General features: G+C 70.1%; 21 protein-coding genes. 1 reads left to right on the top strand and 20 read right to left on the bottom strand.

What is annotated here, in order from left to right; genetic code table 11:
• Positions 1-12 precede the first annotated feature (12 nt).
• From dprA to rplS, 9 genes are all read right to left on the bottom strand, one after another.
• Positions 13-1,149: a DNA-processing protein DprA gene (gene dprA / locus EPD65_RS12615; RefSeq protein ID WP_131584672.1), complete on the bottom strand. Its 1,137-nt coding sequence runs from the start codon at positions 1,147-1,149 to the stop codon at positions 13-15.
• Positions 1,146-2,732: a YifB family Mg chelatase-like AAA ATPase gene (locus EPD65_RS12620; RefSeq protein ID WP_131584674.1), complete on the bottom strand. Its 1,587-nt coding sequence runs from the start codon at positions 2,730-2,732 to the stop codon at positions 1,146-1,148. The genes dprA and EPD65_RS12620 overlap by 4 nt, the downstream gene beginning before the upstream one ends.
• The gene (locus tag EPD65_RS12625) at positions 2,729-3,124 is read right to left on the bottom strand and encodes a YraN family protein (RefSeq protein ID WP_131584676.1); all 396 of its coding nucleotides are present in this window, start codon (positions 3,122-3,124) and stop codon (positions 2,729-2,731) included. Before EPD65_RS12625 ends, EPD65_RS12620 begins: the two co-directional genes overlap by 4 nt.
• A gap of 123 nt (positions 3,125-3,247) precedes the next feature.
• Entirely contained in the window at positions 3,248-4,909 is a 1,662-nt protein-coding gene (locus EPD65_RS12630; RefSeq protein ID WP_131584677.1) for a Tad domain-containing protein, read from the bottom strand.
• A gap of 14 nt (positions 4,910-4,923) precedes the next feature.
• Positions 4,924-5,361, bottom strand: a complete 438-nt coding sequence (locus EPD65_RS12635) for a TadE/TadG family type IV pilus assembly protein (protein ID WP_131584679.1) — start codon at positions 5,359-5,361, stop codon at positions 4,924-4,926.
• A 146-nt stretch (positions 5,362-5,507) separates the two neighbouring features.
• Positions 5,508-5,813: a DUF2469 domain-containing protein gene (locus EPD65_RS12640; RefSeq protein WP_131584681.1), complete on the bottom strand. Its 306-nt coding sequence runs from the start codon at positions 5,811-5,813 to the stop codon at positions 5,508-5,510.
• Positions 5,810-6,586, bottom strand: coding sequence for a ribonuclease HII (locus tag EPD65_RS12645; RefSeq protein WP_243640575.1), 777 nt, complete (start codon positions 6,584-6,586; stop codon positions 5,810-5,812). The genes EPD65_RS12640 and EPD65_RS12645 overlap by 4 nt, the downstream gene beginning before the upstream one ends.
• On the bottom strand, positions 6,583-7,404 hold the full coding sequence (gene lepB / locus EPD65_RS12650) for a signal peptidase I (RefSeq protein ID WP_243640576.1): 822 nt from the start codon (positions 7,402-7,404) through the stop codon (positions 6,583-6,585). The genes EPD65_RS12645 and lepB overlap by 4 nt, the downstream gene beginning before the upstream one ends.
• 37 nt (positions 7,405-7,441) lie before the next feature.
• Entirely contained in the window at positions 7,442-7,792 is a 351-nt protein-coding gene (rplS, locus tag EPD65_RS12655; RefSeq protein ID WP_131584682.1) for a 50S ribosomal protein L19, read from the bottom strand.
• A gap of 228 nt (positions 7,793-8,020) precedes the next feature.
• On the opposite strand from rplS, the gene EPD65_RS16675 reads away from it, so the two are divergent.
• Positions 8,021-9,247 (top strand): Fic family protein, encoded by a 1,227-nt coding sequence (locus EPD65_RS16675; RefSeq protein ID WP_131584683.1) that lies wholly within the window; start codon positions 8,021-8,023, stop codon positions 9,245-9,247.
• An 82-nt stretch (positions 9,248-9,329) separates the two neighbouring features.
• Here the strand turns inward: EPD65_RS16675 and EPD65_RS12665 are convergent, their stop codons facing one another.
• The 11 genes from EPD65_RS12665 to EPD65_RS12715 all read right to left on the bottom strand — a co-directional run.
• Positions 9,330-10,604, bottom strand: coding sequence for an ammonium transporter (locus EPD65_RS12665; protein WP_131584684.1), 1,275 nt, complete (start codon positions 10,602-10,604; stop codon positions 9,330-9,332).
• Between the two features lie 226 nt (positions 10,605-10,830).
• Complete coding sequence (gene trmD / locus EPD65_RS16680; RefSeq protein WP_131584685.1) at positions 10,831-11,991, bottom strand: tRNA (guanosine(37)-N1)-methyltransferase TrmD; 1,161 nt, start codon at positions 11,989-11,991, stop codon at positions 10,831-10,833.
• Complete coding sequence (gene rimM, locus EPD65_RS12675; RefSeq protein ID WP_207891542.1) at positions 11,988-12,584, bottom strand: ribosome maturation factor RimM; 597 nt, start codon at positions 12,582-12,584, stop codon at positions 11,988-11,990. The genes trmD and rimM overlap by 4 nt, the downstream gene beginning before the upstream one ends.
• A 74-nt stretch (positions 12,585-12,658) precedes the next feature.
• The gene (locus EPD65_RS12680) at positions 12,659-12,901 is read right to left on the bottom strand and encodes an RNA-binding protein (protein WP_131584722.1); all 243 of its coding nucleotides are present in this window, start codon (positions 12,899-12,901) and stop codon (positions 12,659-12,661) included.
• 2 nt (positions 12,902-12,903) lie between these two features.
• Positions 12,904-13,383 carry a 30S ribosomal protein S16 gene (gene rpsP, locus EPD65_RS12685; protein ID WP_131584686.1) on the bottom strand — a complete coding sequence of 160 codons (480 nt, stop codon included), beginning with the start codon at positions 13,381-13,383 and terminating at the stop codon, positions 12,904-12,906.
• A gap of 188 nt (positions 13,384-13,571) precedes the next feature.
• The gene (locus tag EPD65_RS12690) at positions 13,572-14,642 is read right to left on the bottom strand and encodes an amidohydrolase family protein (RefSeq protein WP_131584688.1); all 1,071 of its coding nucleotides are present in this window, start codon (positions 14,640-14,642) and stop codon (positions 13,572-13,574) included.
• 80 nt (positions 14,643-14,722) lie between these two features.
• The gene (locus tag EPD65_RS12695; protein ID WP_131584690.1) at positions 14,723-15,091 is read right to left on the bottom strand and encodes an NYN domain-containing protein; all 369 of its coding nucleotides are present in this window, start codon (positions 15,089-15,091) and stop codon (positions 14,723-14,725) included.
• 7 nt (positions 15,092-15,098) lie between these two features.
• Positions 15,099-16,658 (bottom strand): signal recognition particle protein, encoded by a 1,560-nt coding sequence (gene ffh / locus EPD65_RS12700; protein WP_131584692.1) that lies wholly within the window; start codon positions 16,656-16,658, stop codon positions 15,099-15,101.
• Between the two features lie 64 nt (positions 16,659-16,722).
• Positions 16,723-18,969, bottom strand: coding sequence for a [protein-PII] uridylyltransferase (locus EPD65_RS12705; protein WP_131584694.1), 2,247 nt, complete (start codon positions 18,967-18,969; stop codon positions 16,723-16,725).
• A gap of 13 nt (positions 18,970-18,982) precedes the next feature.
• The gene (locus tag EPD65_RS12710; protein ID WP_131584696.1) at positions 18,983-19,321 is read right to left on the bottom strand and encodes a P-II family nitrogen regulator; all 339 of its coding nucleotides are present in this window, start codon (positions 19,319-19,321) and stop codon (positions 18,983-18,985) included.
• A gap of 37 nt (positions 19,322-19,358) precedes the next feature.
• Positions 19,359-20,010: ammonium transporter (locus EPD65_RS12715; protein ID WP_131584698.1), on the bottom strand; the 652-nt coding region annotated here is incomplete at its 5' end.

Genomic DNA, 20,010 nt, shown 5'->3' on the forward strand with positions numbered 1-20,010 from the left:
TCGAGGCACGGGTCAGGCGCGCCCCTGCGGCCCGAGGCGCCAGCCCTCCTCCAGCCGCTCGACGAACTGGTCGCGCGCGAGGAACCCGAGCGCGGTCTGGACGGCAACCAGGCCGAGCCCCGCCGTGCGCGCGATCGACTCGGTCGTGGCCGGACGGCTCACCGGGACGGCGTCGAGCACGCGCGCCTCCCGCGGGCGCAGGACATCTCGCGCACGGGTCTGCCGACATGGCTCGACGATCAGGTGGCTCCCGGAGGCGCCGAGCAGCTCGAGGACCTCGGCACCGGACGTGACCAGCTGGGCAGCCGCTGACCGCACGAGGTCATGCGGACCGGCGGACTGGATGCTGGTCACCGGGCCGGGCACGGCCATCACGGTGCGGTTGAGCCGCTCTGCCCACCGAGCAGTGCTCAATGCCCCGCTGCGGCTGGCCGCCTCGACGACGAGCGTGCCCCGCGAGAGCGCAGCAATGAGCCGGTTGCGGATCAGGAAGCGCACACGCGTCGGCGCGCTGCCAGGCGGCACTTCCGATACCACGGCTCCGTGATCGGCGAGATGCTGGATCAGGCGCGTGTGCGCCACGGGGTAGGGCCGGTCGACGCCACTCGCCAGCACCGCGACCGTCGCCCCGCCCGCAGCCACAGCACCCCGGTGCGCAGCCTGGTCGATGCCGAAGGCCGCACCGGAGATGACGGTCATCCCGCGGGTGACGACATCCCCCGCGACGGCTCGTGCCACCCCCTCGCCGTAGGCGGTCGACGACCGCGAGCCGACGATGGCCACGCTGTCCTGCAGCTGGTCGAGCCTGACGGGGCCGCGGACCCAGAGGCCCAGTGGTGCGCCACCGCGGTCGTGCACCGTGCCCGCCCCAGCCAGGTCGCCCACCTGGGGCGGCCACTCGTCGTCCCCCGGGACGACGAACCGGATGCCGCGTGACTCAGCGCGCTCGAGGTCCCGCCCGGGATCGGCGCCGGCGAGACGTGCGGCCACATCGGTGTGGACTCCCTCGAGGTCACATTCCTCGGTCAGCGCGGCAAACAGGCGCACGGCTCCCATCTCCTCGAGCAGCGCACTGATCCGCGGGTCGCCGGGCTCACCGAGGCGGCTCAGCCCCACACGGGCCACGCGGTCGGCGTCGGACGCGGTCACGATGCCGTCCGGATCATCCAGGAGTCGAGCCGCTCCCCCGTCCGCAACCGGAGGGCAACCTGCACGTCGGCGTCGATCGGAACCGGGCGAGCCGCGAGGTCGGCAAGCGTCCACGCGAGCCGATGGACCCGGATCATGCCGCGCCGCGTCAGCGATGCGTTGTGCACGGCCGCCTCGATCAATGCCCTGCCGGAGTCCGGCAGCGGCCAGGTGTCGCGGAGGCGGGCAGCCGGCACGTGTGCGTTGAGCCGCCAGGGCATCCCGTCGAAGCGGACCGCCTGACGGGCCCGCGCAGCCGCCACCCGGGCACGGACCGTCGCCGAATCCTCGGGCAGCGGGTCGATCGGACCCCGCGGGGTCGGTGCCTCGGGCCGGACCTCCCGGCTGATGTCGATGCGGTCGATCGCAGGCCCTGCGAGACGACGGTGATACTCCCGACGGGTCCGCGCGTCGCAGACGCACCGGTCGACCGCGACGGACGCAGCGAAATTGCCGCAGGCGCACGGGTTGCAGGCCAGGACGAACAGGGCCTGAGCCGGAAAGGTGGCGACCTCCTCGCCGCGCGCAATGGTCACCTCACCCGACTCCAGCGGCTGCCGCAACGCGTCGAGCACGTCGCGGGCGAAGAGAGGGAACTCATCGAGCATCACCACCCCGCAGTGCGCCTTGCTGATCTCGCCCGGCCGGGCGACGCCGGAGCCGCCCCCGATCACGCTGGCCAGCGATGCGCGGTGGTGCGGTGCGGAGTACGGCGGGCGGGTCACCAGGCCAGCGTCGGGCCCGAGCGTCCGCTCCAGCGCGCGGATGGCGGTCACCTCCAGCGACTCGTCCACCGTGAGATCCGGCAGGATCCCCGGGAGGCGCTCGGCCAGCGACGTCTTGCCCGCGCCCTTCGGACCGGTCAGCAGCAGGTGGTGCCCACCGGCCGCGGCGACCTCCAGCGCCAGCCGCTCCTCCGCCATGCCGTCGAGATCCGCCAGGTCGAGGTGCGCGAGTCGGTCGTCGCCCCGCCAGCGCAGCAGCCGCGCTCCTGCCTGCGTCGCCACGGGCGCAGCATCGGGGACCACCTGGTCCCGGAGCCACGCGACCACCTGATCGAGCGAGCGCAGGCCGAAGACCTCGACACCGGGCACGAGGGACGCCTCAGCCATTTGCGGCTGCGGCACCACCACGCGTCGTACGCCGGATCGCGCGGCTGCCATCACCATGGGAAGTGCTGCCGGCAGCGGCCGCAGCTGCCCGGTCAGCCCCAGCTCGCCGAGGAAGACGGTCTCCTCGAGCAGTCGTGTGGGCACCTGACCCGTCGCGGCGAGGATCCCCACCGCGATCGCCAGGTCGAACTGGGACCCGCGCTTGGGCAGGTCGGCCGGCGAGAGCAGGATGGTCACGCGCCGCGTGGCCGGCCAGGTCAGCTTGATGTTGTGGATCGCGGTGCGGCAGCGCTCGCGGGCGTCGTTGATCGCCGCGTCCGGCCGGCCGACCAGGTTGGTGCCCACGAGCCCCTGCGAGACATCGACCTCGACGTCCACCAGATGCCCGAGGGCACCGGCCAGCGTGATCGTGCGGGCGGTCGCGCAGCTCATGCACCGACCGCCCGGACGTGCTCCACGACCGGACCATCGGCCGTGCGCAGGACACCCACCAGGTCGATGCGCACGTCCGGCACCCGCACTCCGTGTGCGGACATCCACTGCGCGCCCAGCCGTCGCAAGCGGTCCGCCTTGCGACGCCCCACCGCCTCGAGCGGCGCACCCCACGACGTCGAGCTGCGCGTCTTGACCTCGCAGACGACGAGCGTGTCCCCGTCGCGCAGGACGAGGTCGAGCTCACCACCCACCCCGCGCCAGTTGCGGTCGAGGACCACCATGCCCTCGCCCACCAGGTGGCGGGCGGCGAGCTGCTCGCCGTACGCACCCAGCTTCTGTGCCCGTGTGCGCGCGTCGGGTGACACGCGCTGGATCTGACCGTTCGTCATCGTCGACACCTCCTGCGACACACGGTGTCCGAACCGCGCACGCGGACGAGGTCCCGAGCAGAGGGATGTGGAACTCCGACCCGGCTTCCGGCATGGGGACGGAAACCGGGTCGGAAGCGTGGGTCAGCCGACGAGCCGCGGCGACGAACAGTTCGGCGCCGGCGGTGAGATGTACACATCGGCTCCCGAGAGGTTCACACCGATGGCCTCCGTGATGGGCGCGAGGACTTGCGTGTCGAGCGCCGAGACGACCGGCCCGAGGACCGTGTTGAGGACGTAGTTGACGACCGCGGAGCCGGTCTGTCCGAGAAGGGGCACGTCGCTGGTGATCGTGCTCGTCGAGCCCTTCCCCGCCAGGCCGATGGAGCCGGAACCCGTCTCCACAGGCGTGTTGAAGTCCTTGGGCGGCACCCGGACCTGGGCCGTCTGGCTTCCGCCCGAGGCAACCACGGACACTCCCACCGACGCGTTCACGTCCGGCAACAGCCCGAGCAGGGTGATGGTCTTGGCAGCGAGTCCCAGGTCGAGGGTGGCGAGTCCACTGGTCGTCAGCACGTCGATGCCATAAGGCGACGCACTGGTGCCGGCTCCGCACACCGCGTCGGTCAGCAGGCCCTCGGCCCATGCCACCTTCAGGCTCATCGTGACGTCCACCGTCGTCGTCACCAGCGCGAGCAGCGACGTGGTGTGCTTGCCGGTCACGTCGATCTGGATCTGGGCCGTACGTGCCTTCGCCTTCCCGACGGCACCACAGGCCATCTTCGGCGGCTCGATGACCTTGACGTTGGCGGTCACGTTCGTCATGCCCGGAAGACTGATCGTGAGCGGGATCGCGAGCGCGTTGGACCCGTTCGCGATGAACGCCGCGCCGGAGATCAGGTCCAGGACATTGACGGTGGCCTGCTTCGCCGCAGCGCTCGAGTCGGTGAGCGAGAAGAGCTTGCCGAGGTTGACCGTCGTGCTGAGCCCCGCGGCAGCATTCAATTGCTGGAGCACGGTGAGCGAAGCTGCTGCGTCCGGGTCCCCGGCCTTCTGCGTGAGGATCGCGGCAGTCGCGTTGATCAACGACCCGAAGGTCACGTTGGTCGTTGCCAGGGCGTCGACACTGCCCACTCCCAGCTGGGTGGCCAGGTCGAGGAGGCTGACGTTGCCGCGGGCCAGACCCTGGTAGGAGAGGACCGAGAGGTTCACTCCGAGCGCCTTGTTCAGCAGCGGCCCGAGGACCGACGAATAGGTGTTGATGCGGGCCGCGAAGGAACCCAGGCGGAAGCAGGCGGTCTTCTGCGACGTAGCGACTGCGGAGCGCGCCACCGACCCCGAGTCCGAGAAGACGGGCAGGAAGTACTCAACGCTGGTGCGGGTGAGCACCTTGACGTGGGTCGCGGCAGCGGAGCCGCTGTCGGAGAACGTCCCGTTCGCGTTGAGGATGCCCGGGTAGGCGCAGATGCCCGTCGTCGAAAGACTCGCGCTCGCCGACGCCACGTCGGCCGCGTTGCAGGTCTTCACCGACAGTGCAGAGCCCACGGTCTGACCTTGCCGGGCCAGCGACGCAGAGAGGGCCGACTGCCACGCGGAGTTGGCCTTGAGCACCGATGACGTCGAACCGTCGAGCTTGCGGGCCATGTCCATCGCCACCACGTCCGCCACTGCCTGCATGTCGCGACGGGCCATCCGCTGGTAGCCGAGGTCCAGCGTGAAGGAGGTCGCCCCGACGAGCACGGTCGAGATGAGCAGTGCCGTGAACACGGCCACCGCTCCACGCTCGTCACGCTCGCGCGGACGCATCCGGATCCACCTCATCAGTTGACCTGGGCGGTGGAGCTGAAGCTGAGGTTGGTCGGGATCATCGCGCTCGGCAGCAGGTTCGGAAGCGGGTTGTGCGCGCGGTACGCGAACGAGACCGTCACCTTCATGCACGTGGCCGACCCACAGGTGATGGTCGTCGGCGTGCAGGTGAGGCCCCCGCTACCGCAGGTCAAGGAGAGGCTCGAGAGCGCGGAGTTGACCGCGGCCGTCGCATTCGTCGCAGCCTGCGTGCTGGGCGTGCTGACCGCAGCGGCTCGCGCGCCCTCGGCCGCTGCCTGGGTCAGTGCCTGACGCACGCTGAACATGTAGCCGTAGCTGATGATCGCGAAGACGATCATGAGCAGGATCGGCACCACCAGCGCGAACTCCAGCGCAGCCGCACCGCTCTCATCCCTCTGCGCACGTACGCGCGCGAAAGCACGACGAGACATGACCCCTCCCAAGGCGTGTCCACAATCGGTGCGGTTTCCCTCCCGGCACCTCGGATCAGGATAGTGGCGCTCGCCACACCTGTCGTGCCGCAGGGACGAAATGAGCCGTTCGGGCTAGTCCGATCGGTCAGCCCTCAGGGACGACGTCAGACCTTGGGGTCGTCGTCGGGCTTGGCGAGCTCCTCGACGTTGACGTCCTTGAACGTCAGCACCTTGACGTTCTTCGCGAAGCGCGCCGGGCGGTACATGTCCCACACCCAGGCATCGCTCATCGAGACCTCGAAGAAGACGTCACCCTGCTCGGTGCGTGCCTTCACGTCGACCTGGTTGCAGAGGTAGAAGCGGCGGTCGGTCTCGACGACGTACTTGAAGATCCGGGAGACGTCGCGGTACTCGCGATAGAGGTGGAGCTCCATCTCGGTCTCGTACTTCTCGAGATCCTCGGCACTCATCGCGACTCCTCCTGTGACGGCCCGGCAAGTGGGTCCGCGCCATTCTGCACGCCCACCGGTAGGCCGGACGCCGCGGCCCGCCGGAACGCCGCCGGGTCGAGCGCCTCACACCCCGGGAGCCGCCAGCTGAGCCGGTGCTGGGGCGTCGGGCCGTGCTCGACGAGGGCGGCCAGGTGCTCGGGGGCGCTGTATCCCTTGTTGTCCGCCCAGCCGTACGCCGGGTACTCGTCGGCGAGCTCCAGCAGCAGCGCGTCGCGCGCGGTCTTCGCCAGCACGCTCGCAGCGGCCACGGCCGCGCACTTCATGTCTGCCTTGATCATCGTGACCACGCGGGGCACCTCGACCACGACCGGCGTCGGGGCTCCGAACAGGGCGTCCTGCTCCGGCTCGCTGAGGTAGTCGTGGTTGCCGTCGAGCAGAACCACCCCCACCTCCCCCGACAGCTGGGCGAGCGCCCGCTGACCGGCGAGACGCAGCGCCGCCGTGATGCCGAACTCGTCGATCTCGACCGGGCTGGCGTGCCCCACGCCGTACGAGATGGCCCAGCGCTGGATGCGCGGCACGAGCCGCTCACGGGCAGCGGCCGTGAGCAGCTTGCTGTCGCGGACGCCGGTCGGCGCCGACTTCGTCGTGGCGTCGATCAGCACCATGCCGATCGTGACCGGCCCGCAGAGGGCGCCGCGACCGACCTCGTCGGCGGCCGCGAGGGTCGCGACCCCCTCACGGAGCAGGCGGCGCTCCACACGGAGCGACGGGGCAGCGGTGGTGCTCACTTCGGATCCGGAACGTCCTTGAAGTCGTCGGGCCGCGAGATCATCTCGAAGCGGCTCAGCGGCCAGACCAGCGTGAAGACCTTGCCCACGACGTCGTCGACCGGCACGAACCCCTGGGTCGGCGCGCAGGTGGTGCTGCCCGGCACACAGATGTGGGCACTCGAGTCCGCGGAGTCCATGCGGTTGTCGCCCATCACGAAGAGGTAGCCCTTCGGCACGGTCACCTTGAGATCGTGTGCACCACACTTCTGGTTCGGGCGGACGATCTGCTGGCTCAGCGGCGCCGCGCACGGGGTGTCCTTGGCGAGGTACGCCTTCTCGTCGACCGCCACGCCGTTGACCTTCAGGCGGCCCTGCTTGTCGCAGCACGTGATGACGTCGCCGCCGACGCCGACGACGCGCTTCACGAGGTGCCCGCCCGTCGGGTACAGCCCGACCTTGGCCAGCCCCTTGGCGACCGGGCTGGTCGGGCCGGCGCTCTCGGCGCCCACGAGCCAGCCGTCGGGGTCGGAGAAGACGATGACGTCACCGCGCTGCGGGGTGCCACCGCCCCAGTAGGAGACCTTCTGGACGAGGATCCGGTCGTTGACGTGCAGGCCCGGAAGCATCGACTCCGACGGGATGTAGAAGGCCTGGATGAAGAAGGCCTTCAGCAGCACGGCCAGGCCGAGCGCGATGCAGAGCAGCAGGATCGACTCCTGCCAGATCGGCAGCTGGCGCTTTCCCTTCGGGCCCAGGGAAATGGTCGAGGACCGCGCCCCCTCACCGTTGTCGGTGGTCCCGTCGAGCGGGTTGGGGTCGCGGTCCTCGGAAGTCACGCGGCAGAGCCTAACTGGCCCTGCGAGTCGAGATGACTCAGAACTCGCGGCGCTCCTTGATCTTGGCCTTCTTGCCCGTGAGGTTGCGCAGGTAGTAGAGCTTCGCGCGACGGACGTCACCGCGGGTCACGACCTCGATCTTCTCGAAGATCGGGGAGTGCAGCGGGAAGGTGCGCTCGACGCCGACGCCGAACGAGACCTTGCGGACGGTGAAGGTGCGGCCGATGCCCGAACCGTGGATGCGGATGACCGCGCCCTGGAAGACCTGGACACGCGAGCGCGAGCCCTCGATGACCTTGACGTGGACCTTGATCGTGTCACCGGCGCGGAAGGCCGGGACGTCGTCGCGCTTGATGCCAGCGGCGAGCTGGTCGATCACGTTGCTCATGTTCACTCCTGACGGACGCCACAGGTCGACCGCAGATTTCGGTTTGATCGTTCGGGGTGGTCACGCTGCGTGGCCGGCGGCTCCCTGCGCCCCCTGTGGCAGGAGCGGGAAGCGGAACCTCCGTGTGTGTCCCGGAGCATTCCTTCGGCCAGCGTGGACCAAGGGAGAACTTTACGTCAGGAGCGCGTACGCCGGAAAATCGGGCGTCGCTGCTGGAAGGATCCGCCCATGAGCTCCCCCGACGTGACGGACTGGCCCCCGCACACGCACGAGGTCCGCCCCTGGCGTCAGGCCGCTCCGCGCGGGCCGCGGAAGGACCGGCTGGTCCGCGACATCACCGTCGCCCTGCCACCGAAGATCGCCCGGCTGACGTTCGAGCCCGAGCCCGCGCTGCTCCGCATGCTCGAGGCGGTCGCCGGCGGTCTCACCCACCTCGACATGGTGCACGGACGCACCCTGGCCGCGCTCAACGGCCTCCTGCTCCGCACCGAGTCCGTCGACTCCTCCAAGATCGAGAACGTCGACGCCTCGCTCGCCGACTACGGCAAGGCGCTGCTGGGCGAGGGCGCGAACTCCTCGGCGATGTCGATGGCGTCGGCCACCTCGGCGCTCGCCCGGATGATCCGCGAGGCGGGCCAGCTCCCCCGCACGGTGTCGAAGGAGGCGATGCTCCAGGCGCACCACGACCTGTTCTCCCGCGTGCCCGGTGACAACGTCCGCCCGGGACACGTCCGTCACCGGCAGAACTGGGTGGGCGGCAGCGACTACTCCCCGCTCGGCGCCCTGCACGTCCCTCCCCCGCCGGAGACCGTGCACGAGTACCTCGACGACCTCTTCGTCTTCGCCAACCGCGATGACATGCCCGCGCTCGCGCAGGCCGCGATCGTGCACGCGCAGTTCGAGTCGATCCACCCGTTCACGGACGGCAACGGCCGCATCGGGCGCGCGCTGATCCACGCCGTGCTCCGCAAGCGCCGGGTGACCCGCCACCTGACCGTGCCGATCGCCTCCGGGCTGGTCTCGCACCGCGACCAGTACTTCCAGGCGCTCAACGACTACCGCGCCGGCAACGCGTCGACCATCGTCACCATGCTGGCGTCGGCCGCCTCCATCGCGACCCGAGAGTCGCGGCAGACCGCCACGGACATCGTCGAGATCCGCGAGCGCTGGCAGGCAGCCCTCGGCCGCCCGTACGCCGGCACCCCGGCGTACCGGCTGCTGGACCTGGTCATCGAGGAGCCGATGATCAACCTCCCCCTGGTCGGCGATCGGCTGACGATCGACGAGCCGGCCGCGAAGGCGGTCGTCGCCGAAGCAGTCGAGGCCGACGTGCTCACCCGCGCGAAGGGCTCTCGCCGTACGCCGGTCTGGCTCGCGCGCGACGTGCTCCACGAGGTGCACGACCTGAGCGTGCGGATCAGCGAGAAGGCGCTCACCCTCCACGCCGAGGACTGACCGCCCCCGCCTGGCTACGACGAAGGCCCGCCCCGCATGCGTGATGCGGGACGGGCCTTCGCTGTTGTTCAGCGGTGTGTGATCACACGCCGTAGTTGTAGCCCTCACCGTGGAGCGCGAGGTCGATACCGGCGATCTCGTCCTCCTCCTTGGCGCGGAAGCCGATCGTCTTCTCGATGAGGAGACCGATCACGGCAGCCGTGATGAAGGAGTACAGGAAGACCGCGATGGAGCAGACGACCTGGGTGATGAGCTGGTCAGCGCCGCCACCGAAGAAGATGCCCGTGTCGATCTTGCTGACGCCGTCGGTGCCCGGGGCGTACTCGGCGAAGAAGCCGAGGAACCAGCAACCGATGAAGCCGCCGACCATGTGGACGCCGACGACGTCGAGCGTGTCGTCGAAGCCGAGCTTGTACTTCAGGTCGATCGCGATGGCGCAGATGGCACCGGCGAGCAGGCCGAGGACGATCGCCCAGACCGGGTTGAGGTGCGCACACGCCGGGGTGATCGCGACGAGACCGGCGACGACACCGCCCGCAGCACCGACGGCGGTCGGCTTGCCCTCACGGAGCTGCTCGACCAGGAGCCAGCCGATCATGGCGGCAGCCGGAGCGGCCAGCGTGTTCATCGCGATGAGGCCGGCGCCAGCGTCGGTGCCACCGTTGTAGCCGGCGTTGAAGCCGAACCAGCCGAACCAGAGGATGGCCGTACCGATGAGGACGAGCGGCACGTTGTGGGCAACCGCCTCCTCCTTGGAGAAGCCGACCTTGCGCTTGCCGAGGACGAGCGCGAGAGCCAGAGCAGCAGCACCGGCGTTGATGTGGACCGCGGTACCACCGGCCCAGTCGAGCGCGCCGACGCCGTCCTTGCCCTCGAGCTTCTCGCCGAGCCACGTGGTGCCGAAGTTGTAGATCCAGCCGTCGGTGTCCCAGACCCAGCCCTTGACCACGAAGTAGTCAACGGTGCCCCAGAGGCCGGCGAAGATCATCCACGGCCAGAAGCGCGAGCGGTCCGCAATGGCGCCGGAGACCAGCGCGACGGTGATGATCGCGAAGGAGCCGTCGAACAGCATCGAGATGATGTTGTAGTCACCCTTGCCGTTGGCGTTGTCCAGCAGACCGAAGTCGCTGAACGGGTTGCCCACGAAGTGCTGGATACCGGAGGGCAGCTGCTGGCCCATGTTGTAGCCGTAGAGGACCCAGAGGACCGTGATCAGGCCCAGAGCACCGAAGCTGAGCATCATCATGGAGACGACGGACTTGGCCTTGACCAGACCGCCGTAGAAGAACGCAACACCCGGGGTCATGAAGATGACCAGGGCGGTGGCCACGAGCAGCCATACGTTGTCTGCGGACATTCACCAACCTCTTCCTGTATCGGCAATGCTGCCGAGAGACACAATGCCGGGTCGGCGACGCTGCTGACCATGGCGTTGGCAGGATCTTGCAGGTGCCGGATTTCGCCGGATCTCACCTTGTGTTTCGCGCCTGTAACAGATCTCACGGCGAAACGACATGATCCGGTTGCGCCTCACGCACAACGAGGGCGGCGCCCAGCGGGGCTCAGCAGGGCTCAGCGAGGAATCAGCGGCGCTTGCGTCGTACGGGCTTCGACATGACCACCCCGTACGCCGGACCGGCGAGGTCCGGCCGCAGCCGGAAGCCGCTGCGCTGGTAGAAGCGCTGGTTGGCGAAGCTGGCCGCCCCGGTGAAGAGCACGTACGACGTCGCGTCCTTCGGCGCCGCCGCCTGCGCGTGCTCGAGCAGCACGCGCCCGAGGCCGCTGCCCTGGAGGTCCGGCGCCACCATCAGACGACCGATTTCCCAGGCGTCACCGTCGAGTCGCGCGCGGACCGCGCCCACGAGCCGGCCCGCACGCCGGACGACCCAGGTCTCCCACTCCGCCATCCACGCCAGCACCTCGGCGACGTCCTCGTGGAGCGCGGGGTGGGCGAAGAAGTCGTTGTGCGTCGCCTCCTGCACCCAGCAGGCCCGCTGGAGCGTCAGCAGCTCGCCGGCGTCCGCGGGGGTTCCGCGGACGATCTCCCACTCCCCCACGACCGACGCGGCGAGGAGGTCGGGGCGGCGCTCGGCCGTCCGGCGTACGCGCTGGTCGTGGCGCCACGCCGCGATCTTGCCGTGGTCGCCGGACAGGAGGACGTCGGGCACCTCGTGGCCGCGCCACTCCTTCGGCTTCGTGTAGACGGGGTACTCGAGCAGGCCGTCCTCGTGGGACTCCTCGACCAGGCTGTCCGGGTTGCCCATGAACCCCGGGATCAGGCGTACGACGGCCTCGGTGATCGCCAGTGCGGCGACCTCGCCACCGTTGAGCACGTAGTCGCCGAGACTGATCTCGCGCACCTCGGCACGCTCGCGCGCGTGGTCGATGACGCGCTGGTCGATGCCCTCATAGCGCCCGCACGCGAAGACCAGCCGCTCGCGGGTGCTCAGCTCGTGCGCCAGCGCCTGGGTGAACGGCTCACCGCTCGGGGTGGTGAAGATGACCGTCGTGCCGGCGTCCACACCGAGCTCGTCGAAGGCCTCACCGAACGGCTCCGGCTTCATCACCATGCCGGCGCCACCGCCGTACGGCGTGTCATCGGTGGTGTTGTGGCGATCGTGGGTCCACCGACGCAGGTCGTGCACGTGCAGCTCGAGGAGACCCTTGGCACGAGCCTTGCCGGGCAGGCTCAGCTCGAGCGGTGCCAGATAGTCGGGAAAGATCGAGAGGACGTCGATCCTCATCGCTGCGGCTTCGGCGTCTGACGCTGGGTCTGCTCCGGATCGGGCTCGTCGGTCTCCTCGAACGGCGTCACCAGACCGGGGCGGTCGGCGATGACCACGCGACCGGCGGCGACGTCCACCTCCGGCACCAGCTGCGTCACGAACGGCACCAGCGCGTCGCGGCGGTCCGGCGTACGGATCTGGAGGAGGTCCTGCGCACCGTGGAGCAGCTTGGTGACGGTGCCGATCTCGACACCCTCGAGGTTGTACGCCGTCAGGCCGATCAGCTGGTGGTCGTAGAACTCGTCCGGGTCCTCCGGCGACGCCGCGGCGTCGATGTGCGCGTGGAGCAGCGCGCCACGAGCGGTCTCGGCCGCGTTGCGGTCCGCGATCTCGGCGAACTTCGCCAGCAGCACGCCCTGGTGCCAGCGCACCTTCTCGACAGTCAGGACGCGGGTGGCGTACGCCGACCCCTTGGGCGGCGTCACGTCGAGGCGCGCACCCAGCTCGAAGCGCCGCTCCGGCTCGTCGGTGCGGACGTCGACCGTCACCTCGCCACGGATGCCGTGGGGCTTGCCGATACGACCGACCAGGACCTCGATGCTGCTGCTCACGGTCAGCAAGGGTAGTCGGGGAAATGCGCGACGGGCGCCACCCCACAAGGGGTGACGCCCGTCGGCGGTGTTGCTCAGTTGCGGCGGTCGACGTCCACGAAGTCCACGCGCGCGCCACCGCGACCCGCAAGGGCCGAGATGACGGTGCGGAACGCCGAGGCGGTGCGACCGCTGCGGCCGATCACCTTGCCGAGGTCGTCGGGGTGGACCCGGACCTCGAGCACGGAGCCGCGACGGAGCTGCTTGTCGCGCACCGTCACGTCGTCCGGGTGGTCGACGATGCCGCGCACGAGGTGCTCGAGCGCATCGGCGAGCATGCTCACGCCTCGGTGCCCTCGGCGGCCTCAGCGGCCTCCTCGGCGGGGGCCTCGACCTCGGCCGGAGCCTCGGCGGCCGGCTCCTCAGCCTTGACCTTCTTCTTCTCGGCCTTCTTGATGGCCTCGGAGACGGGCTCCGCGTGGGCCTCGGCGAGGGCCTTGTTGAAGAGCTCCAGCTTGTCAGCCTTCGGAGCGGCAACCTTCAGGGTGCCCTCGGTGCCCGGGAGACCCTTGAACTTCTGCCAGTCACCGGTGATCTTGAGGATCGCCTCGACGGCCTCGGTCGGCTGCGCGCCGACACCCAGCCAGTACTGCGCGCGCTCGGAGGTGACCGCGATGAACGACGGCTCCTCCTTGGGGCGGTACGTGCCGATCTCCTCGATGACGGCGCCATCGCGCTTCTTCTTGGCGTCGACGACGACGATGCGGTACTGCGGCACCCGGATCTTGCCCAGGCGCTTGAGGCGAATCTTGACGGCCACGGTTGTGGTGTCTCCTTCAAAGCTTGTAAGTGGGTGAGCCACACGCCGACAGGTGGGGACCGGGGCGGGTGAACTCCAGTGGGCCTGATCCGGACCGGGATAGAGGGTCGCGATCCGAGCAGGACTCAGCCGGTCATTCTGCCAGAGACCTGCAGCGCGTCAGAAATCGGCCGGGCATCACGGAATTATCAGGCGACGACCTTGCCCCGGAGCACCACGAGCGACGGGGAGTGGAGTACGCCGAGGTCGGCGCGCGGGTCAGCGTCGTACACGACGAAGTCGGCCTCGCTGCCCTCCTCGAGCGCGCCGAATCCGAGCCATGCGCGGCCCTTCCACGACGCCGAGGCGAGCGCCTCCTCGGCGGGGATGCCCAGCTCGTGCATCGCGATGACCTCGTTGGCCAGGTTGCCGTGGCGCTTCTCGCCCCCGCCGTCAGTGCCCGCGAAGAGCGGCACGCCGGCCTCGAAGGCGCTCATCAACACCTCGCGACGCCGGGCGTGCAGGTCGGTCATCCGGTCGGCGTACGCCGGGAACTTCGCGCGGCCCGCGTCCGCGAACCCCAGGAACTTCGACGTCTGCATCACCGTCGGCACCAGGGCGGTCCCGCGGCGCGCCATCTCGTCGACGAGCTCCAGCGAGAGACCCGTGCCGTGCTCGATGCAGTCGATGCCGGCGCGGATCAGGCCGGGAAGGACCTCAGGCCCGAAGCAGTGAGCCGTGACCTTGGCGCCGTGGCGGTGCGCCGTCGCGATCGCCTCCGCCAGGTCCGCCGCGGGGAACGTCGGCAGCAGGTCACCGTCGGCGCGGGAGATCCAGTCGCCGACGATCTTGACCCAGCCGTCCCCGCGCTCGGCCTGCCGAGCGATCTCCAGCGCAAGGTCACGCGGCTCGACCTCCACGCCGTAGCCCGGGAGGTAGCGCCGCGTCCGGGCGACGTGGCGGCCAGCGCGGACCAGGCGCGGCAGGTCGTCGCGCTCCTGCACGAACCGGGTGTCGATCGGCGATCCGCAGTCGCGGATCAGCAGTGCCCCTGCATCGCGGTCCTCGAGGGCCGTCGCCACGGTCTCCTCCTCGGAGACCGCGCCCTCCTCCCCCAGCCCGAGGTGGCAGTGCGCGTCGACGAGGCCTGGCACGATCCAGCCCCGCGCGGCCGTCTCCGCGCCCGGCTGGGCGTGGTAGGTCACGTGGCCGTCGACGACGTAGAGGTCCTGGACCTCGCCGGACGGGAGAACCGGGCCATGGAAGCGCAGGGTGCTCATGGTCGCCAACCTAGCGTCAGAACCCGGGACTCAATCCGCCAAGACCCGGGACTCGGCGCGCCAAAACCCGGGTCTGGGCGCTAGAGGAGGGAGAGCAGCCAGGCGGCGCCCACGCTGCGGGCGCGGAGAGCCTCCGAACGCAGCGCGAGCTCGCGGTCGGAGGTCGCCACGACGACCTCGTGGCCCTTGGCGACGAGCGCTCGGACCTCGTCGAGGATCGCGGCATCGCCGTCCTTCGGAGCGTGGACGACGCGGACGTCGCGGTCGCGTCCGGCCCTCACCCCGCCCTTGGCCTGGCCCTCCAGGACCAGCACGACCGCGTCGTACGCGATGTCGGCGACGAGCAGCTGCTCGTGCAGGCGTCGGGCCGCACCCGCGCGGTCCTTCCACCAGCCGTCGGGCCGCGCGCCGACGACGTTCGCGCCGTCGACGACGAGGACCCGCTTCACGCCCGGGTCACTTGAAGAGGTTGTCGAAACCAGCCGGCAGGTTGAGGTTGGCCGCGGCGTCCTCGTAGTTGAAGCCACCCGGCGTGCCGAACGGGTTCGCCGCTGCCGGAGCCTTGGCGGCGTCGGCAGCCTTCTGCTGCGCAGCCTTGGCCGGGTTGCCGGAGACGCGCTTGCCCTTGCCCTTGGCCGGGGCCTTGCGGGCGTTGGCGCGCTTGCCGACGCCGGGACCCATGCCCGGGACCGGACCCATGCCGGGCATGCCGCCGCCGTTGGCGAGCTGCTGCATCATCTTCTTCGCCTCGGTGAAGCGGTCGACGAGCTGGTTGACGTCGGAGACCTGGCGGCCCGAACCCTTCGCGATGCGCAGGCGGCGCGAACCGTCAAGGATCTTCGGGTTGTCGCGCTCGGCCGGCGTCATCGACTGGATGATCGCCTGGATCCGGTCGATCTCGCGCTCGTCGAAGTTGGCCAGGGCGTCCTTGAACTGGCCCATGCCCGGGAGCATGCCCATGATCTTCGACATCGAGCCCAGCTTGCGGATCTGCTGCATCTGGGTGAGGAAGTCGTCGAGGGTGAAGTCGCCCTTGCCCGAGAGCTTCTCGGCGGCCTTGAACGCCTGCTCCTGGTCGAAGACCTTCTCGGCCTGCTCGATGAGGGTGAGCATGTCGCCCATGTCGAGGATCCGGCCGGCCATGCGGTCGGGGTGGAACAGGTCGAAGTCGGTCATCTTCTCGCCGGCGGAGGCGAACATGACCGGCTTGCCGGTGATCGAGCGGATGGAGAGCGCCGCACCACCGCGGGCGTCACCATCGAGCTTGGTGAGGACGACACCGTCGAAGCCAACGCCCTCCTGGAAGGCGAGCGCGGTGGTGACCGCGTCCTGACCGATCATCGCGTCGACGACGAAGAGGACCTCGTCAGGGTTGACCGCGGCGCGGATGTCCTTCGCCTGCTGCATCATCTCCGCGTCGACGCCGAGGCGGCCCGCGGTGTCGACGATGACGACGTCGTAGAGCTTGCGCGCCGCCTCCTCGATGGAGGCCTGCGCGACGGCGACCGGGTTGCCCGTGCCGTTGCCCGGCTCCGGCGCGAACACGGGTACGCCGACCCGCTCACCGTTGACCTGGAGCTGGTTGACGGCGTTCGGGCGCTGGAGGTCACAGGCCACCAGGAGCGGGGACTTGCCCTGCTCCTTGAGCCAGAGGGCCAGCTTGGCGGCCAGCGTGGTCTTGCCCGCACCCTGGAGGCCGGCGAGCATGATGACGGTCGGGCCGGTCTTGGCGTAGCGCAGACGACGCGTCTCGCCACCGAGGATCTCGATGAGCTCGTCGTTGACGATCTTGACGATCTGCTGCGCCGGGTTGAGCGCCTGCGAGACCTCTTCGCCGCGGGCCCGCTCCTTGATCGCAGCGGTGAACTCCTTGACGACCGGCAGGGCCACGTCGGCCTCGAGCAGCGCGATACGGATCTCGCGCGCGGTGGCGTCGATGTCGGCCTCGGAGAGCCGACCCTTGCCCCGGAGGTTCTTGAAGGTGTCGGAGAGCCGGTCGGAGAGCGTGGCGAACAAGAGTCAGGTCCCTCGTGTGTCTAAGGAGGATGGTGCGGTCGACCAGTTTCGCTGGACGGCGCGATCAGGCCTCAAGGGTAACGGTGCGGACGAGCGCGTCACGAACGGAGTTCGCCGCCGCCTCCGCGCGCTCGGTCGACGGGAGCGATCCATCGGGCTCGATCACGTAGAAGACGTCGACGGCCTGCGGACCGAGCGTCGACACGTGGGCGGACCTGACCGAGAGCCCGAGGTCGGCGAGCGTCGCGCAGACCAGGAACACGACACCGGGCCGGTCGTCCATGCGGACCTCCAGCACCGCGGCGGTGTCGGAGGCCTCGGGACGCACCCGGACGGTGGGCTCGAGGCGACCCGGACGAGGGCGTTCGAGACGAGACCGGGCATCGAGACGGCCCTCGACGATCGACTCCAGACGCGTCCGGAGAACGGCGGCGTCCAGGTGCTGCTCGTCGGTGTCCCAGACCGAGATGCCGATCGGGTCCTGGGTCCAGACCTTCGCGCCGTGCACCGAGGTCTTCTGCACGGCGAACATCGCGGCGGCATCCGCAAGCAGGCCAACCCGGTCCCCCGACATGACCGTCACCCGCGCACCCTCGGCGTGGTGCTCGACCTCGACGTGGACCTTCTTGGGGTCCTCCAGGATCTCCGCAGGCACGTCGACCGACGGCTCCTCCACGGTCAGCGCGTGCGTGTCCGAGGCGCCGGTGAGCATCGCGGCGTACGTCCGCTGGGCGAGGTGTCGGACCAGGCTGGCGCGCCACTTGGTCCACGCCTGCGGCGAGGCAGCGCGGGCGTCGGCCTCCGTGAGCGCGACCAGCAACGAGAGCGCCTCAGGGTTCGGGATGTGCTCGAGGAGCAGCTGCACCGTCGCCGGGTCGTCGGGGTCACGCGTGGTCGCGGTCTCGCTGAGCAGGAGGTGCCAGCGCACGAGGGTGCCGACGAGGTCGACCTCGTCGGGCGCGAACCCGACCCGCTCCGCGACCTGCCGCGCGATCGGCTCGCCCTCGACGGAGTGGTCGCCGAGCTCGCACTTGCCGATGTCGTGCAGCAGCGCCGACACCATGAGTACGTCGGGGCGCGCGACGCGGCGGATCAGCTCCGACGCTTCGATGCAGGTCTCCACGACGTGCCGGTCCACGGTGAAGCGGTGGATCACCGAGGCGTGCGGCAGCGACCGGATCAGGTCCCACTCGGGCAGGATCCGCTGCAGGGCGCGGGTCTCCTCCAGCGTCTCCCAGACCGGCAGCATCGGACGACCTGCGGAGAGCAGGCGGACGAGCAGGTGGCGGGCCTGCGCGGGCCACGGAGTCGGCAGCTCGGGACAGGCGCGTGCCAGGCGGGCCGCGGTGGCGGGCGACAGCGGCAGCGACCGCTCGGCCGCCTCGGCGGCGGCGCGGAGCAGCAGGAACGGGTCGTTCTCCGGCTTGGCGCCGGCACCGAGCACGACCTCGCCCGAGGAGATGGCCAGCCCGGGGGCGATCGCGACGAGGTCCGGCTTGCGCGCACCCCGCAGCGACGCGGGACGGGCGATCACCTGGTCGACGCGGTGCCAGGTCAGGCGCGAGATGTGGGTCAGCCGGCGGCCGAGGTCGCGCACGTGCACCTGCACGGCGCGGGCGTCCTCGAGGCCCAGCGGCTCGGCCATCTGGCCCCACATCTCGGGGGTGATCCGGTCCGATGCGCGCCCGGCGATCGTGTGGACGATGTCGCGGGTGTCGAGCAGCGCCTGCCGGCAACGCTCCACATCGACGTGCGGGACGTCGACGAGCCAGGTCGCAACCAGCGCCTTGAGCGCGGTCGCGTCGCGCAGGCCACCCTCGGCCTCCTTGAGGTCCGGGACGGAGACGTGCGCGAGCTCGCCGGTGATGGCGTGCCGGCTGCGGACCAGCTCGTGGAAGCCGGGCAGCTTCATCCGCGCCTCGCGGCGCCAGGCACCGAGCATGTGGGTGCGCAGGCGGAGGGTGAGGTTCGGGTCGCCGGCGAGGTGGCGGGCGTCGAGCATGCCCAACGCGACGCGCAGGTCCGCCTCCCCCGCCTCGATGCACTGGTCGAGGGTGCGGACGGAGTGGTCGAGCTTCGCGCCGGAGTCCCAGAGCGGGTACCAGAGCTTCTCCGGCAGATCGCCGACGTCGACACCTGCGTCGTACACGAGGACGACGTCGAGGTCCGAGTGCGGCGCGAGCTCGCCGCGCCCGTAGCCACCGACGGCGACCAGGGCGACTCCCGTGTCGGAGCCGCCCAGGTCGGCGTACGCCGTGGCGCAGAGCTCGTCGGCCGCAGCCGTCCGGAGCGCGCGTTCCTCCGCAGTCATGCCGCGAAGGATGTCAGATGGCGGCCTCGTCGCGGTCGCCCGTCCGCACGCGGACAACGCCCTCGATCGGGCTGACCCAGACCTTGCCGTCACCGATCTTGCCGGTCTGCGCGGCCTTGACGACCGTGTCGATGACGGGCTCGACGTCGTCCTCGTCGACCAGGATCTCGATGCGGATCTTGGGGACGAGCGTGATGTCGTACTCGGCGCCGCGGTAGACCTCGGTGTGGCCCTTCTGGCGGCCGTAGCCGCTGACCTCGGACACGGTCATGCCCGTGATGCCGATCGTCTCGAGAGCCGCACGCACGTCCTCCCACTTGTGGGGCTTGATGACGGCGGTGACCAGCTTCATGGATGTCCTTCTCTCGTGCGAGGTGAGTCGTCAGGGCTCAGAAGTGAAGCGTGCCACTACCAGGGCCCAGATGGGGCCGGGCCCCGCCGGTCGGGTGCAGGTCGTACGCCGCCTCGGCGTGGATGACGAGGTCGACGCCGAGCGACTCGTCGTCCGCGTGGACCCGGAAGCCCATCGTCGTGTCGAGGATCCGGACCAGCGCAGCGGTCATCAGGCCGGAGAACGCGAAGGTGACGAGCGCGGCGACCACCTGGCGCCACAGCTGGTCGAGACCGCCGCCGTAGAAGAGGCCGTCGACGCCGACCACGTCGGCGTTCGCGAGGAGACCGATGAGGGTCATGCCGACCAGACCACCGACGAGGTGGACACCGACCACGTCGAGGGAGTCGTCGTAGCCGAAGTGGTGCTTCCAGCCGACCGCGACGGCGCAGACCGCGCCCGCCACCGTGCCGACGAGCGTCGCACCGATCGGCGAGACCGAGCCGCAGGACGGCGTGATCGCGACCAGACCGGCGACCACACCCGACGCCGCACCGAACGACGTGGCGTGCCCGTCACGCACCCGCTCGACGAGCGACCAGGCGAGGAGGCCCGCGCAACCGGCCATGAGGGTGTTGACGAAGACGATCGCTGCGGTGTGGTTGGCCGCGAGCGCCGAGCCGGCGTTGAAGCCGAACCAGCCGAACCAG

The organism is Nocardioides jejuensis (genome assembly GCF_004337475.1).
Lineage (GTDB): Bacteria > Actinomycetota > Actinomycetes > Propionibacteriales > Nocardioidaceae > Nocardioides > Nocardioides jejuensis.